Source organism: Salinisphaera sp. RV14 (assembly GCF_052044135.1).
Classification (GTDB): domain Bacteria; phylum Pseudomonadota; class Gammaproteobacteria; order Nevskiales; family Salinisphaeraceae; genus Salinisphaera.
In genome coordinates this window covers 1-15234 of record NZ_JBQDYF010000028.1, presented here as the reverse complement: position 1 = coordinate 15234, position 15234 = coordinate 1, and the positions used below count along the sequence as shown (strand labels likewise).

11 protein-coding genes and 1 pseudogene are annotated in these 15234 nt (G+C 59.2%); 6 read left to right on the top strand and 6 right to left on the bottom strand.

Annotated elements, in window-relative coordinates; genetic code table 11:
- Positions 1 to 64 precede the first annotated feature (64 nt).
- The 3 genes from ACS8Y6_RS17375 (at position 65) to ACS8Y6_RS17365 (ending at position 3473) form a co-directional block, all read left to right on the top strand.
- Positions 65 to 1621 carry an alkaline phosphatase family protein gene (locus ACS8Y6_RS17375; protein WP_440851540.1) on the top strand — a complete coding sequence of 519 codons (1557 nt, stop codon included), beginning with the start codon at positions 65 to 67 and terminating at the stop codon, positions 1619 to 1621.
- 430 nt (positions 1622 to 2051) lie between these two features.
- Positions 2052 to 2660 carry a group II intron maturase-specific domain-containing protein gene (locus ACS8Y6_RS17370; protein WP_440856159.1) on the top strand — a complete coding sequence of 203 codons (609 nt, stop codon included), beginning with the start codon at positions 2052 to 2054 and terminating at the stop codon, positions 2658 to 2660.
- A gap of 258 nt (positions 2661 to 2918) precedes the next feature.
- Positions 2919 to 3473 carry an antitoxin Xre/MbcA/ParS toxin-binding domain-containing protein gene (locus ACS8Y6_RS17365; protein WP_440851542.1) on the top strand — a complete coding sequence of 185 codons (555 nt, stop codon included), beginning with the start codon at positions 2919 to 2921 and terminating at the stop codon, positions 3471 to 3473.
- 346 nt (positions 3474 to 3819) lie between these two features.
- Here ACS8Y6_RS17365 and ACS8Y6_RS17360 read toward each other — a convergent pair whose 3' ends face one another.
- The 4 genes from ACS8Y6_RS17360 to ACS8Y6_RS17345 are packed head-to-tail and all read right to left on the bottom strand — an operon-like array spanning position 3820 to position 6878.
- Positions 3820 to 5280 (bottom strand): sensor histidine kinase, encoded by a 1461-nt coding sequence (locus ACS8Y6_RS17360; protein ID WP_440851543.1) that lies wholly within the window; start codon positions 5278 to 5280, stop codon positions 3820 to 3822.
- Between the two features lie 19 nt (positions 5281 to 5299).
- The gene (locus tag ACS8Y6_RS17355) at positions 5300 to 5998 is read right to left on the bottom strand and encodes a response regulator (RefSeq protein ID WP_440851544.1); all 699 of its coding nucleotides are present in this window, start codon (positions 5996 to 5998) and stop codon (positions 5300 to 5302) included.
- Positions 5973 to 6569: a cytochrome b/b6 domain-containing protein gene (locus ACS8Y6_RS17350; RefSeq protein WP_440851545.1), complete on the bottom strand. Its 597-nt coding sequence runs from the start codon at positions 6567 to 6569 to the stop codon at positions 5973 to 5975. The genes ACS8Y6_RS17355 and ACS8Y6_RS17350 overlap by 26 nt, the downstream gene beginning before the upstream one ends.
- A 21-nt stretch (positions 6570 to 6590) precedes the next feature.
- Positions 6591 to 6878 carry a PepSY domain-containing protein gene (locus tag ACS8Y6_RS17345; RefSeq protein ID WP_440851546.1) on the bottom strand — a complete coding sequence of 96 codons (288 nt, stop codon included), beginning with the start codon at positions 6876 to 6878 and terminating at the stop codon, positions 6591 to 6593.
- Between the two features lie 194 nt (positions 6879 to 7072).
- Between ACS8Y6_RS17345 and ACS8Y6_RS17340 the strand changes: the two genes are divergently transcribed.
- Positions 7073 to 7552, top strand: a complete 480-nt coding sequence (locus ACS8Y6_RS17340; protein WP_440851547.1) for a rubrerythrin family protein — start codon at positions 7073 to 7075, stop codon at positions 7550 to 7552.
- 760 nt (positions 7553 to 8312) lie between these two features.
- Here the strand turns inward: ACS8Y6_RS17340 and ACS8Y6_RS17335 are convergent.
- Complete coding sequence (locus tag ACS8Y6_RS17335; RefSeq protein WP_440856158.1) at positions 8313 to 13670, bottom strand: hypothetical protein; 5358 nt, start codon at positions 13668 to 13670, stop codon at positions 8313 to 8315.
- Between the two features lie 460 nt (positions 13671 to 14130).
- Positions 14131 to 14352 (bottom strand): helix-turn-helix domain-containing protein, encoded by a 222-nt coding sequence (locus ACS8Y6_RS17330; RefSeq protein ID WP_440851550.1) that lies wholly within the window; start codon positions 14350 to 14352, stop codon positions 14131 to 14133.
- Between the two features lie 129 nt (positions 14353 to 14481).
- Between ACS8Y6_RS17330 and ACS8Y6_RS17325 the strand changes: the two are divergent.
- Both ACS8Y6_RS17325 and ACS8Y6_RS17320 read left to right on the top strand, forming a co-directional pair.
- Positions 14482 to 14697: pseudogene (locus ACS8Y6_RS17325) on the top strand (hypothetical protein); the annotation flags it as partial.
- 94 nt (positions 14698 to 14791) lie between these two features.
- A partial coding sequence (locus tag ACS8Y6_RS17320; protein WP_440856157.1) for an Arm DNA-binding domain-containing protein occupies positions 14792 to 15234 on the top strand: 443 nt, incomplete at its 3' end.

The window sequence follows — 15234 nt, the reverse complement described above, 5'->3', positions numbered from 1 at the left end:
CGAGGTCAGAGGCCCGTTCAGAGCTCGCGAAGAGCCGCAACAATAACTGCCATTGGGGAATTCAATGACGCATCCAGTGAATATGAAACTGTCGTTGGGCAGCGCGGCCCTCGCCGCGTGTCTGGCCGCCACGCCTGCGTTCGCGCAGCATGAACACAATCGTTTCGACCATGATCATTCGAATCAGCAGGGCCAGACGACGACGCCGATCAAGCATGTTGTGGTGATTTTCGACGAGAACATTTCCTTCGATCACTATTTTGGGACCTATCCGAAAGCAAAGAATCCAGCCGGCGTACCCCAGTTTCACGCACGAGCGGATACCCCGTCCGTGAACGGCTTGACGCAGGAATTACTGACCAATAATCCCAACAAGGCCAACCCGCAAAGACTACCCCGTAGCCAAGCGGTGACCTGCGACAACAATCATGGCTACAAAGCTGAGCAGAACGCGTTCAACGGCGGGCTAATGAACAAGTTCGTGCAGTCCACGGGCTGTGGCGGCGGGTCGACGGTGATGGACTATTACGATGGCAACACTGTCACAGCGATGTGGAATTACGCCCAACATTTCGCGATGAGCGATAACACTTTCGACACGACGTTCGGGCCTTCCGCTGTTGGTCATATCAACCTCATAAGCGGCCAAACCCACGGCGCGATACCAGCCAATGCAGGCGGTGTTGCCAACGGCACCGTCATAGGCAATCCGTCTCCGAAGTTCGATGACTGCGCTAACCCAAATAACCAGATTAAACTCACCGGGCAAAATATCGGCGATCTGCTCAACGACAAAAAAATCACATGGGGTTGGTTTTCCGGCGGGTTTAAGCCCACCGCGCGTCAAAAGGACGGCAGCCCGGTCTGCGACTCCTCACATATGAATATTGCGGGGGCCACGATTGACGATTACATCGCGTTTATTGAACCCTTCCAGTTCTACAAGTCGACATCGAACCCGGCTCATCTGCCACCGAGTTCTGTCCGGATGATAGGTCATTCCGACCAGGCCAACCACCAATATGATCTGGACGACTTCTGGAAAGCCGCAAAGGCCGGCAATATGCCAGCGGTTTCCTTTCTTAAGCCGAGCTTTTACCAGTCCGGACACGCTAGCGCATCCGACCCGTTGGACGAGCAGCATTTTCTCGTGCATACGATTAATCGTATTCAGCGGCTACCGCAATGGAAGCATACTGCGATCATTATTGCCTATGATGATTCCGATGGTTGGTACGACCATGTGATGGGGCCGATCATCAGCCAATCCAGCGACCCGATAAACGATACGCTCGACGGTTCTAAGCTGTGTGGCCAAACCAATGGGAAAATCTACGAAGATCGTTGCGGCTATGGGCCGCGTCAGCCATTGCTGGTGATATCGCCGTATGCGAAGACAAATTTTGTTGCGCATTCGGTTACTGATACCAGCTCGATTCTCCGCTTCATAGAAGACAACTGGCAGACAGGTCGCATCGGGAACCAATCATTCGACGCCAAAGCCGGCAGTTTGGAGGATATGTTCGCCTTTGGTCATGAGCATCGCGCGAAAACGCTGTTCCTCGATGCAAAGACGGGGGAAGTGGTACATGGCAGGACTCTACACAGAGAGCAATGGTAGGGGGACGAGTCGCAGTCCGAGCGCCGGGGTCAAAGCCACGCAAATCAGAAATAGATGCTCTTGTCGCCATATCATTGAACGACGGGCGTACTAATTTGTAGCGATGACTTGAATCGTCGCCAACAGCACTGCTGTTGACCGCCCAAAGCGCTGCCGCGCTGAGGATTCCCTCCACGGCCTTCGACACCATGGATTGACCTGCCCGTCCTCAACGCTCGTGGGTTACGTTGAGGACGGGATCGTTTCCAAGCAGAGCCACATTGAGCAGGGCGGGTCAGGGTCGAGTTTAGCGTTTACGTCGGTCTGGATGTCCACAAGGAAACGATCGCGGTGGCTGTGGCAGCCGCTGGTCGCGCCGAGCCGGTTTACCGTGGCGAGATTGCCAATACGCGGACGGCGCTCAATCGCCTGATGCACAAGCTGTCGCCGGATGGTGAAGTGCTGGGTGTGTGCTACGGAGCCGGGACGGGCGGCTACGGCCTGCATCGTCAGTCGCGCAGATGGGCCGCGACTGTATCGTGGTCGCCACCGGTTTGATGCCGCGCCGTGCCACGGATCGGCTCAAGACCGACCGGCGCGATGCGCTGAATCTGGCGCGCCCGCATCGCGCCGGTGGGGTCCCCCTGCCGGGAACACGGCCGCCCGAGCGGCCTTGAGCCCGGCATGGTCATCCGAAACGAAAATGAATCGCCGTGGCTGGTTATTCTCGGGATTTCATCCGGCCGTGAGCCCACGATCGCTCAAGCGAATGGGGGATGTCATCCGCGGGTGGCGGTTCCCGCGCCTGTCGGAACTGTCCCTGGATGATCTGGCACGGTGGCTCAATCCCACGATCCGAGGCTGTATCAATTATTACGGGTCTTTCTATCCCGGGTTATTGAAGCGCTTCCTGTGGCGCCTGGATCATCGAATTGAAAAATGGGCCTGCAAGAAATTTCGGCATCTGCGTGGATCGAACAATCGATCCCTGAAGTGGCTTGCCCGATACCGGGCACACCATCCGAGTTTGTTTGGCCATTGGGAGTTTGTGTACGGCTAAACCGCTGGATGAGAAGAGCCGGATGAATCGAGAGGTTCACTCCGGATCTGTGAGCGCCTGGCGGGGTAGTTCCGCTGGCGACTCCACCACTCCCGCGTTCATTGGTATTGCGGCCGATCACGAAGCCGGATAGCGGATCACCGCGGTATGATGGGCCGGCATGGATGGGATCTGCATTATGGAAGTGGATATGGTGACCCAGAACGTCATTGGATCGAGGCCCGGCCAACCGGGTGTCATCGCGCCGGGAGACACGGAATGAGTCGGCTGGCGATCAGGCAAAACCTGTTGCGGCTTGCGCGTCTGGCGGCTCGCCAGGTCGGCGTTGAGGACAGGGCCGAGCGGCTGATCAATATCGTGTGCGGGGCGTCCGCGCCTCAGCCGCAGCGACCCGAACCAAAGCGACCGGAGCCGACCACGGCGACCACGCGGACCAGGGCGGCCAGGCGGACCAAGGCGCCCGCGGTCGCCGCGGCGGCACCTGATGCCGCTGAACTGCTCAACGTGAACGAGTTCGCCGTCCGCATCGGGGTCAAGTCCGGCCAGACCGTTCGCAATCGCGTTCGGCGCGGCCAGCTCATCGGCTGGAAGGACTCCGATCTAGGAAGCTGGCGTCTACCGGCGGGCCAGCTCAATGCCGAGGGTCAACCCATCCTCGGACTCGCCGAAGTGCTGGCACGGTTTCCCGACCATGAAAGCGCCTGGCGCTGGCTCAACACGCCGCTGCCCGTGTTTGACGGCGCCACACCGCTGGCTGTGCTGGAAGGTGGCAACGCGGCGTCGGTCCACGACGCACTGCCACCCGACGCCTAGCTGGGTAAAGCCACCACATTGTTGGCGGTCATGCGCTGGCGACGGATTTCGTCCCAGCGGATCATCCAGGACGCCGGATCCGATCGCTGGTCGATAGGGTGTTTGGTCGTAACCGTCGGTATGGATCAAATCGCGGTCCGTTCGAAGCGCGATCCGATGCGGAGCCGGGCATCGATCGACAGCATCGCGACATGTTCCCGCAATTAGTTCATTGCTGACGGCGCGCTCGCAGTTTGCGGCGCAGCGCTTGCAGATGAAAGCCGGGCAGATAAAGCGCGGCGTTTGGCATGCGATATTATCGCTGTACTTGCCGCCACAGACCACGAGATTATCGCGCTGCGCAGCCTTAACTTAGCGCCATTCTCCTCTGACCTCGAGCTCTCGGGCCGTCACTTGGACGCTCCGGCGGGGACGGCTGCAAGTCATAATGTTCGCCCGACTGCGCGACGAACGTCAGCCTAACCAGCGCGCCACCATCAGCAGCGTCCTCTATTTCGAGACGCCCGCCATGCGCCTCGACGATCGTGGTCGCGATGGCAAGACCCAGGCCGGCTCCACCGGACTTCTCGCCAGTACCACGGTAGAATCGTTCCTTCACCCGGTGGCGACTGGCTTGGGGTATGCCAGGCCCATGGTCGCGTACCTCATAGCTGGGACCGGGACCGCTGGTCACCTCGATACCGGTATCCACGGGGGTGTGCACAAGCGCGTTTTCGGCAACGTTCCGCAACGCCCGAGCAATCGCCTCCTCGTGCCCTCTTATCTCGGGAGCGCCCTCGTCCGAATAATTGATGAAACGCTGGCGCGATAAGGCGAGCGGAACGAGCTCCCCGACGACGGTCTGGGCCACTTGCCCGAGATTCACCCTGGCCGCGTCCCGCTGAACGTTCAGCGACTCTGCCTGGGAGAGGTCAAGCAACTGCTCTACCAGTCGTCGCATACCGAGCGCGTCCCTGTGGAGACTTTCGCGGAACTGGTCATCCGGGAGTTTACGAATGGTAAGCAGCATGATGGCGAGCGGCGTGCGCAGCTCATGAGCCACATTCCCTGAAAAATCCCGGAGCATATGCATGGATCGCTGCACGCGTTCGAGCATATGGTTGGTGGATTCCGTAAGGGCCTGCAATTCCCATGAGTAACTCGACGAGGGGACTCTAGCGGAGGGGTCCGTGGGATCGACCTTGTTGACAGTCTCGGTGGTGTCGTTCAGCGGCTTCAATGTGCGCTTGACGACGCCGTAGTTGAAAAGCAGAAACAGCAAAGTGATCAATACAACTGGAAACAGAACATGGACGCGGATCTCGTTGAAGATAACGGGAATGAAAGGCTCGAAGCCCTGACCGAGGATCGCCACGCTCACCCACAGGGGATGTCCGTCCACCATGACACGCCGGGTTCCCGAGAGCAGAAATTGGTCGTTCAGCGTCTCGCGCTGCGTACGGATCTTTACGAAAGATGAAGGGGGCGTGTCGGCCCCCCGTAGATCCCCGTCGTTGTATCGTCCCACCACGCGCCCACGATGATCGTGTATCACGAATGCCCGTTGGGTGTTGCCTGAAAGTGGCCTCTTCAGATCGGGCGGAACGGAGAATTCGGCGCCAGGCGATGTCTGTCGCAGTTCGCTGGCTATCCTGTGGGCCTCCGCCGAGACCAGCAACTGGTCCAGCTCGTTCGGGCGGTGCGCATACATCCAGATCACGGCCCCCACCTGAATGGCGAAAAAAATCGCCGCCACGCCCCCCATGCGCAAGGACATCTTGAACAGGAGGGTCTGGCTGAAGCGTCGATCCTTGACGGACCTGTCCACTCTGGTCTCCGCGGATTTGTCAGGTCGAAACATCTTCGTGCTTCGATGTCTTCGCGACCAAGGCATAGCCGACGCCGTGCGCGGTATGCAGAACGACTGCAGCCCCGGCCTGCCTGAGTCGCTTTCGCAGCCTGGATACAGAAGCCTCCACGGCGTTCGGACTAACCTCGTCGGAAAGGGTATACAAGACCTGTTCCAGTCGTGCTTTGGGCACGACGTGGCCGGCACGGAGAATAAGACGCTCGAGCAGATCGAGCTCGCGGGGCGCCAGGCTGACCGGCTGATCCGCCACGCGGACCTCGCGGTTGGACACCTCAAACGTCACGTTAGCGAACGACAGGTTGGCGATAGATCCCGGCACCGAACGGCGCAGAAGCGCTCGACACCGTGCCGCGAGCTCCGGGATCTCGAAGGGCTTCACCATATAGTCGTCTGCACCGACGTCCAGCCCCGCCACCCGGTCGTCCAGTGCACCGCGGGCAGTGATCACTAGAATCGGGCAGGCGTCTTCGCGCCGCCTGTGCTTACGAACGAAATCCAGCCCGTCGCCGTCGGGCATTCCCAGATCCAGTAACAGCAAGTCATATGGCTGGGTGCCACACAATTCACCGGTGGCGCGCAGGGTTTCTGCCCTGTCGACCGTGAAGCCCTCCTCGCGCAGCGCATCCGCGAGCAAGAACGCTAGGCGCCGGTTATCTTCGACCAGCAGAAGTTTCATTGGCGTGGCCCGACGTAGTTGATGCGCGTTTGCGACCGGTAATCATTGCCAGAATCAGGTTCTCCCGGTGGACGAAGCTTTCCAAGATCGCCGCAAGCACATGGATTAAGGCTAGCGCAATAATCGAGTTAGCACATAGCATATGCGCGTTCTGAACCCACGCCACACCCCAGAACGCATCCAGCGTCTGCATCCAGCCTGTGATGCAGATGGCGGCAAGCAGAATCATCAATACGACCATCATGGCGCCACCGGCCGGGTTATGACCGATATAACGCGGGCTGCGTAATCGCAATGTTCGACCGAGGTGCCCGGCCACGATAGCCGGGCCCACTACGAATTCGCTGAACCGGGCGTAGCGGGAGCCTACGAAACCCCACAAGAGTCGAACTACTAAGGCGCTGAAGACTATGTAGCCCATATATCGGTGCGCCGTTTTGCCAGCCTCCAGAACAAAATAGTTGAGCGTAACGCCCGTTACCACGATCCAGTGGAACAGCCGCACTATTGGATCCCAGACCTTGACCTGGGCACGCGCGGGACCAGACATATCCGCCTTACGACGTTTCATCCTGGAGGCTCCCCATACTGGTCAGTCCACATTCTTCTCGACGACGCTGCCGTCGATGGGGTTGAAGTAGACCTCGGCGCGATGGCCGTCCCCGGTATAGCCATAGATCTCGTAGCAGCCACTCGCGGTCTTGCGGAAAATCTTTATCTCGCCGTAGCCCATTTGCTTGATCTTTGCCTTCATGGCTTTTTCGCTCAGCCATTTGGACTCGGGCTTGTCCGTGCATTGCGGGCTCGCCAACGCCGCGGTTGACAACGCCGTCATCGCCAGCAGCGACGCGGCTGCAATCACGCTCTTCCTCAAAATCATCGAAACGCTCCTTGGTTGATGAATGCAACCCTTGCTGTATTCGAGGATTACTATCGTTCTCCCAGCTGACGAAATCCTGACAGTCACAAAACTTTCATGCTCGGATCGATTGGCGGTCAGGTTTTCGTCAGGTCGCTCACTGAGACTCGAAATCTCCAGTCGAAACACCCTAACGGGCCAAATGGAGATTAATCATGAAAACATTGCGAAACGTTCTGTCGATTTCACTGGTGGCCGTCGGGCTGAGTTTTGTCAGCCCTGTATTTGCGGGTGACTCTCTGAATCCGCAGACGAAGGAGAACCTCATGCACGCGATGCATGGCGAAGCGTTTGCCCACCTCAAATACCAAGACTTCGCTGAAAAAGCACGGAAATCGGGCCATCCGGATCTCGCCAAGCTATTCCACCAGAACTCCCAGGTGGAGGCCTATGAGCATTTCGCCCGTGAGGCGGATGCCGCCGGCCTAGTTAAAAGCGACAAGAAAAACCTTCTCGGCAGCATGGCTCGTGAGCACTACGAAAATTCGCAGATGTATGTCAAATTCGCAAAACAGGCTGATAACGTTGGCGATCACAAGGTGGCCGGGGTATTTCGGCAAATCGCGGCCGACGAGGGCGATCACTACGCTTTGTACAAGCAGGCTCTGAAAAAGCTCAATAACGGCGAGATGTAATAAACGCCGCGACGGGGAAACGATCGCACGGCGGGCTCCGAGGCCCGCCGTGCGGTATATCCGCAGGGCAGCAGTAAAACTTCTCTATGCAGCATAGGCCAGCTCTCCTGGCATCCAGGACCTGTGAAAAGAATGCCGAGAAGGTGTTCTCGCGACTAAATAATCGGCGTCGGCTGAAACCGCCCCGGCAGGTCTGATGTAGCTGTCGCCACAGTATCAAGCGCCTGAAGCACGCGCCGAGCTGACTGAGCGAAGGACGTGGAATCCGTGCCCGTTCATCGGCCCATTTCTGAGGGCGCGATCGCAGCTTGCAACGGCGCGTTTGCAGATGAGAGCCGGGCAAATAAAGCGTGGCGTTTGGTATGCGACAGTATCGCCGCATCAGTCGCGTCAAACTACGGAATTACGCCGTCGAATTGGTTTAACTTGGCGCCATTCTGATCTTCCCGCTATTAGTCCCTATTATTTCGAAGCAATAGAATAACCCGGCACCAAAACTGGATCTTTTGCGCATCCATGAGCTAGAAAGAATAAGTGACCCTCTCCCCGATAACTGAGCAGCCAGACTTGGAAAAATCAGGCCTGTGAGTGACTCAGATAGTACTCGCGGGGCGTCGCGGTGCTTCTGAACTCTTGAGTTGGCGTGTGCCATGCCGGGCCTCCACTGCCGACACTATTGCGAGCGGCGGCCACTACACGTCATAGGGCAGGGCGTGAGCTCTCGAATTTCATCGTAAGACGATGGCTCGCCGCTCGCCCGTCAGTTGTGACGAGCCCAACTGATCGCGGCCGCGATCAGCAGCAGCAGGGACCGATCAGAGGGTGGCAGCTCGATTATCGCGGCGGTCGACTGCTGCCCGGTCGTGGTCGCTCTTTTATGACGTCGTACGGCATCGGCCAGGCCGATCGTTTCGTCGTCGAATACCAACTCCCGGCTGTCGGTGGGCAGTTGGCGCAATAGCCATCGACGCAGGGCTAAGCTGTCTAAAGAGCCCTGCTCCAGGGCCTGGTCGATACTGCGAAAGATGCGGCGTAAATCGTGAGCGCGGGGTATCCGGAGATGGCGGCGTGGCCTGATGCGGCGCCCGGTCAAATATCCGATCTGCAGCCCGCGATCCCGCTCGCCCAGGAACTCGACGATGGCTCGGTACCGATCGACCGTGATCCCCCAGTGTCCTGAGGCCGTGTACTCGTTGACGCCTTCGCGTACGGTCAACGCCACACAGGCGGCGAGCTCGCCCGATAGCTCGGACAAGTCCACCGGGTCAGGAGTGTCTGAGGGCTGCGCTTCGGGCGTGATGCGAACCCGACGATGCATCAGTGCCGGGATCCACTCTGGATTGAAGCGGTTCAGAAACGTGTCATTGTGACTGATATGTGTGCCGCCCTGGCGCCCACGCCATCGGTCGATATCACTGACCTTACGGCCGAGGAGCTTCGCTTCTGTTTGGCGAGTTAGACCAAGCCACGGGGTGGTCTGAGCATGTAATAGAGGCAGCGCATGCGCGTACCAGGTGAGCGTCGTAGTGGGGGTGCCATGCCCCAGCTGTTTCGCCAGATAGCGAAACTGAAGCCGTGCAGGCAAGCGGCTGAGCGGTTCGAGGCGGCGGCAAGTACCGTCGCTATGCGCGAGAGGCTTGAGCAATCTCATGGTTTGCGTCATCCGACTCGGATGGGTCGCCAAGACTGCGGCCGTGGCGGCGTTGTGACGTGCGATGTGCCCGCGTGCGCTGGAGCCGTCGATATGGGTTGAGGCGGCGGCTCGAAATCCGCTCGAAATCGTGCGCGCTATAGCCGGTACATCGGTACCGATATCAGGCGCCAGCAAAAGATCTCCCGTGTTCCCGATCCGTGAGCGTAGTCGCTCGAGCAACGCTTTCAGTTGTCGGTCGATCCCGCCTGCGATCGGCGCCACGACGACGCGTCGGCTCGATAGCGTCTTCAGTTGTCGTCGCTTGATCGGGTGCACATGGATCGACAACTGCTGGTTGTCGAGGGCGAAATCGCGCGACATCAGGCCGGCGACCTCGCTCAGTCGGAGGCCAGTTGCCATCTGAATGAGGGCGCCGGCTTCTCCGATGGTCGCGGTGTCTGCGGTCGTGTCGACTGAGAGCGTCGTGAGTGCACGATGCGTGGTCGACGATAGGGCCGACTCGATCGCGACGTTCTCTTCCTGATTCGAGAAGTAGCCGGGATGGCGTTGCGCGCTGAACGTCAGCCCATCGAACGCCCTCGACAGGTCAATCTCGACCCCGATGCGATCGAGTATCTCGGAAAAATGAGACGCTGCCGAGGCGACGGTACTGGCGCTCGCTCGCTGACCACCGGATCTCGATTCGACGGCGATGTGCCTGAGCGCTTGTTCCAGGTCGTCCGGATCCATGGCGTGGATATCTCCGGCGCCGAGACGACGGATCAGTCGTGTGCCGAGGGTGGTCAGGTAATCGTAGGCCGACCTATCTGCAAGACCGCGGTTTTGGCGCAAATAGATGACGAACGCAGCCAGCATCGAGATGAGGCTGGTCGATCCATAGCGGTCCTGCAGTTCCTGAGCACGCTCGATCAGACGGCGGCGATTGTTCGCGACATCGCGTCCCGAGGCGATGTCATGCGTCAGGCGCCTGAGCCGCCGATATTCAGCAAGGGCTTTCTTGCGATTGATTAGCGTGCCGCCTGCCGCGAATGAGGTGTTTGAAAGCGGGGGAACGGCGGGCGCTTCGACGCGTGACGAGAAGAGGGGGGCCAGCCGGCTCAGTAAAGGCCCGATGCTGTCGAGTACGCCGCGTTCCCAGGCACTGCGCGTGCCGGGAATATGACACTGACGGCCCAAGGCAATCAGCACCAAAACATCGTCAAGACTCGCTCCGGTATCTTGAGGCAGCAAGGTGCGGAGTTCCGGCTGCTCGGTCAGAGCTTTCTCGATCTGTCGCTGAGTCACCGGCTTTGAACGACAGCGACGAATGTACGAGAGGAGTGCGACGCAATCGCCGGTCAGGATCTGGCATTCTCCGTTCGGCTGTCGTGAGCCGCTTGGCCCGAGCGGTACTTCGGCAACCACGCCGGCGTCGAATTGCTCGAACGTGTGAAAGGGCAGCTCCGGATCCAGCAGGTGGCGCAGACGGGGAATCGTCGTGCCTGCGCCATAACTGGCCAGCAGTATCGTAGTGGCTGCCAGCGTCGAATCTTCCTCATCATGGCGCACGCCCCGATCGAGGGCCGCCAGCGCGGCGGCCTCTATGGCCAGCGCCCAACGGCACGCGTCGAAATGGAGCCGCGAAAATTCGTTATAGCTGTTATCCGGCGATTGCAATTGCGGCACGAACGGGCGTCGGCGCGTCCGCCTGTTCGATACCGTCTGGCGCCGACGGGCGAGCAACGCAGCCAGTTGAGCGCGTATGGCTTGCTGCACGCCCAACGGCTCGGCCTGCGAATCGGCGAGTAACTGCTGAATCGATTGCGGCTCGATCAACCACTCGCTGTCGTTTTCCGGCGCCGCATGGACGGCGAATGCGTCGACCCATTCGCCGCCGCGCTGGTACTCGGCCTCCGTCGGCTCTGGCAGCTTCAAGCCACGACGACGCTGACGCATTGTTTCAAGCCGCTTGTGTTCGGCGATCATCGTGTCGGCAGGCGGTGGCGCAAGTGCCGCTGGCGGGTCGTAGCGCCGGGCGACCCCGATCCGTCGGAATCCGAGCGCCTCCACGTAGCGCTGCACGTTGGCGGCGATACGATTGCCGAACGCCGCTGGCGAATCCGGGTCGCAGGCATCGAATGTCGAGTCTCCGATGCTATGGCCCATCTGCAGCGCGATATCGGACCCGGCAATGTCGAAGCGGTGCGCATTGCTGGCAAACAAATGCCGGATCAGCGGGAGGGGGATGGCCCACTGTGGCCACAATCTGGCCAGCGTGTTTCGGTCGAGTCTTGTCGTGTCGGCCGTCGCGGCTTCTGCATCACGTGCGAACCACAAAGGACCGGTGCCATCCAATGCCGCGCGAACCCGTTCCAATAACAAGGCGTCGACGTCTTTTCGGTCAGCCAGCAGGCGCTGGACGCGCTCGAGCTGGCGAAGATAGGCGTGCAACTGCTCGGTGAATAGGGGAGGCAGCACGCAAATTCGGGCGTCTAGTTCGGGTGTGGTGGACTTGTCATCGACCAGGCCCAAGCTCCACTGACCCATGCCGGCGTCGGAGACTAGGAAATCGCGACGGGTCATCGCGCCGATGGATGACGTGAATCGGTGGGCGGTGCAGACGCCAAAAAGGACGGCAAGATAGGCGCCGAGAGCATGAGTGCCTTCCACCACCTTTGCGAGGGGCGCCTTGTTCAGTCGGACCGAGTCTTCGGTTCGCGCGGTGATCGCCTCCACCGCTTCGCATGCTTTCTCCCATTGAATAGCGGCCCGCGGTGCGCCGATCAGGCGTCGATCGGGTAACGCGCGACTCTCAACCTGGATTCCCATGGCTTGGAGTGCGTCGCAGTATATGGACGTCATTCGGTGGGCCGGAGTAGCGTAGTAGTGTCCTGCCGCTGTCGAATGCTCGAGTGAAGAGCCCGATAACATTTGAGCGTCCCGCAGATGGCCGGTCTGCGCAAAAGTCTGAACCGCAAGTGTGTGAATGCACCGCGTCTCGGTAAACCGGGAACAGCTCTGCCGTAGCCGGTTTCGCAAATCCAACCATGCTCGCTGCCAGTTCTCGCTCTGCCCGAGGGCCGAGATTTCTTCGGATGTCAGACGTTCGCGCCATGTTGATAGAGCGAGTGAAAGCGGCGGAGGCAATGGAAGTTGTAGCCCCGCTGAGGTCGCCTCGAACCATTCCGAGGGGAGGTCGCGTAGCTCTGGCAGAGGTTGAATCGTGGTCGTCCAGGTCTCCGAAGTCAGATGCACCGCGCCAGCGACGGTACTCTCGATCCCCCGGGCGAAGTTCACCATCGCATGAAGACACTCGATCCGCCGTCGGCCCGTCAGCAGCATGAGCGATGCGCAAAGAGCCGCCGCCATATCCATGGGAGTCTCGTCCTGTGTGGATGCCAGGATCTCCATCAGGAGGCGCCATATGCTGCCGGCCTCTATGGTTGTGAGCGTGCGGTCCGTATCGGGCAGCAGAGCACCTTCCAGATGGTGCCGGGTCGCCTGCTCGAACTCGAATGTGGCGGATTCGAATCTGTCGCTGGATCCGACCTCGAGCGGTTCGTGTTCGTCTTGATAGAAATCTAGGGTGAACGCTCGTTGTAGGCCTTCCAAATCATCGGGCGGGATCTCATCTGCAGGCGGCGCGTCAAGCGAGCCGGGCGGTGTTCGGAAATCCTGGATACCGACCAGCCCCCCGGGACGAATCGTCTCCGGCGGGGTCTTAATCGCGACAGGCCCCGGCGTATGAGGTGTTCCTGGCTCATCAGGTGGTATTGGCCCCGCGGGAGGCTCGGTCGGCGGAGAGGTCGGCGGGATGCCTTTAGCTTTGGGAGTCGCTCCCTTTGCGGGCGTCAGCGCAGCGCGAGCGAAGCACTTCGGCGATTCGTCTTGTTCAACGAAGTAAGGAGAGACCAGTCGTTCGAATTCGTTCGCGTCGATTCCTGGGTGCCAGCGATCAGCCAGAGGTGGCGACGCGTCATGATCGAATTTTTTGGTGGGCTCGATGGTGAGGACATCACGGATACGTCGAGCTGCTGCCCGAGTCGCGGCGTCTCCCATCCTTGCGGTGATTACGCGAAGGAGAGTGGCGCGTAGTATGCCCAGCGCTGCGTGCTCGCCTCGGCGAGGAACGAGAGCACCGTGATAATAGGAAAGGCCCAGTGCACCTGCCATCGGGTGCATATTGCCTTGAGCTCGGGTTGGATCTCGGTGGAACTGGACATGAAAGGCCTCCGCTAGCTGTGCCAGCTGCGCGAGGCGCTCGTGTTCCTCGCGGGAGTACAGATCGGCGAGCAGATCGACCGAGCGCCGTAACTCGGTCGCGATGACCCGACCTTTCGGGACATATCCGTTGTCCAGTATTGCCAGGGCGGGGTGCGTCAGACGAGAAACGCGGACGCTGTGTTCGTTGGCGACGATTGGTATGCCGCAGTTCTGAGCGAAAGCCGCTATACGGTCAGTTTTCGGGGTTGGCGTTGAGCCCACGACATCGCCTTTTGCGTAGCCGAACCCGCGGCCTTAGTCAGCGACAATAGGCGTGATTCGGGGAATGACTACGCAAAAGAATAGCGTAAATACAATAAAAATTAAGTGATTTAGATCGATTTACGTCGACTGAAAAAAAATAATGGCATTCAAAACAATGACACTAATTTCGGCTACGAACCGCAGTCGGGAGTTCGAATCTCTCCGGGCGCGCCATCAGAAGAAGACCAGAAGCCGACGGCTTGTGGTCTTTTTTTTCGCGCTAACAATCGCTTAGCGCCTTTAGCGACTCCGTTTATCTAGAACGACTCGTTTAATACTCGCCGTTCCTTAGTGTGCTGCTTTACGCTCCGGGCCCTGTGCGGGCCAATCCAGGGCCAGTTCGAGGGACAGCTTGCCGCGTGTTATGCGCTGAATGACCGTAAGGCTATGGGCCTTGTGGCCGCACTGCTCGCTAACGCTACTCAGGAACTCGCTGCATTAATTCCTGTATCTCGCAGCCGAAATAAGCGCACAACCGATCCACGTTATCGGTACCCGTGTTGTAACCGCGCTCGTTGGCGATCTTGGAGAGGGTAGCTCTATGGATAGCGGTTTCCTTGGCCACTTCCGCCAGCGTAATGACCCGTCCCTCTTGGAATTCTTTTTCGGCAAGCAGTTCTTTGACCTTAAAGCGGATCACACTTAACGCTCCATACGTCGCGCAAACGCGACAAAAGATGTTGACAAGCGACACGCGGTGCGTAATATGAACATCAAGCGTCGCGTAAACGCGACGCAAGGCAGTTCTAAGCAACGTATGGAGCTTAACATGAACAATACCTACCTCACGACCGAAGCGTTGGCGGAACGAATCCACTATGACGTTCGAACGATTCGCGACCGGTTGAAAGACTCGGTGCTCATTGAGGGCAAGCATTACTTCAGGCCGTTCGGTGGCCGGAAGATCTTGTACATCTGGGAGGCGATCGAGCGTGATATGCGGCAGCCGCAACTCCAGGTTGAATCAACGCCAATTGCCGCGGGCGAGCATGACGCAAACCACGTCACAGAGGATGCGCAAGAACCCTCGGGCCATGCCACAAACTACGGCATCCCGATGGCTGGTGGGGGTGTCTGCAATGGTTAAAGTCAGAAATCGTGAAGACACCGGCAAGTTGTTTTTCGACTTCAAATATCGAGGCGTGCGGTGCCGTGAATACACGGCGCTTGATGATACGAAGGCGAACCGCAAGCGCATGAAGTCCGTTGCGGAGAAGATGGACGCCGAAATAACTCTCGGCACTTTCGAATACCGCCGATACTTCCCGGACAGTAGGCGAGCTGGTCGTTTCGATAGCGACACTTCCGACGCGTCGGCGAGCGATCGGGCCGCTACACCTCTCTTCAAAGACTTCGCCGACACCTGGTGGCGCGAGAACGAGATCCGCTGGCGTCGCAACACGCAGTTGGGCAACCGAGCGGTCCTGAACCGCCACCTGTTGCCCGCATTCGGTGACCGGCCTGTCAGCGAGATCACCAAGGCGGACATACTGGCCTTCCGCGCCGAGGTGGCACAGTGCGC

Excerpts from the sequence above, each read along its gene's own strand:
- ACS8Y6_RS17375 (WP_440851540.1), top strand. The coding sequence starts at position 65 with ATGACGCATCCAGTGAATATGAAACTGTCGTTGGGCAGCGCGGCCCTC.
- ACS8Y6_RS17370 (WP_440856159.1), top strand. The coding sequence starts at position 2,052 with ATGGTGAAGTGCTGGGTGTGTGCTACGGAGCCGGGACGGGCGGCTACG.
- ACS8Y6_RS17365 (WP_440851542.1), top strand. The coding sequence starts at position 2,919 with ATGAGTCGGCTGGCGATCAGGCAAAACCTGTTGCGGCTTGCGCGTCTG.
- ACS8Y6_RS17355 (WP_440851544.1), bottom strand. The coding sequence starts at position 5,998 with ATGAAACTTCTGCTGGTCGAAGATAACCGGCGCCTAGCGTTCTTGCTC.
- ACS8Y6_RS17350 (WP_440851545.1), bottom strand. The coding sequence starts at position 6,569 with ATGAAACGTCGTAAGGCGGATATGTCTGGTCCCGCGCGTGCCCAGGTC.
- ACS8Y6_RS17345 (WP_440851546.1), bottom strand. The coding sequence starts at position 6,878 with ATGATTTTGAGGAAGAGCGTGATTGCAGCCGCGTCGCTGCTGGCGATG.
- ACS8Y6_RS17340 (WP_440851547.1), top strand. The coding sequence starts at position 7,073 with ATGAAAACATTGCGAAACGTTCTGTCGATTTCACTGGTGGCCGTCGGG.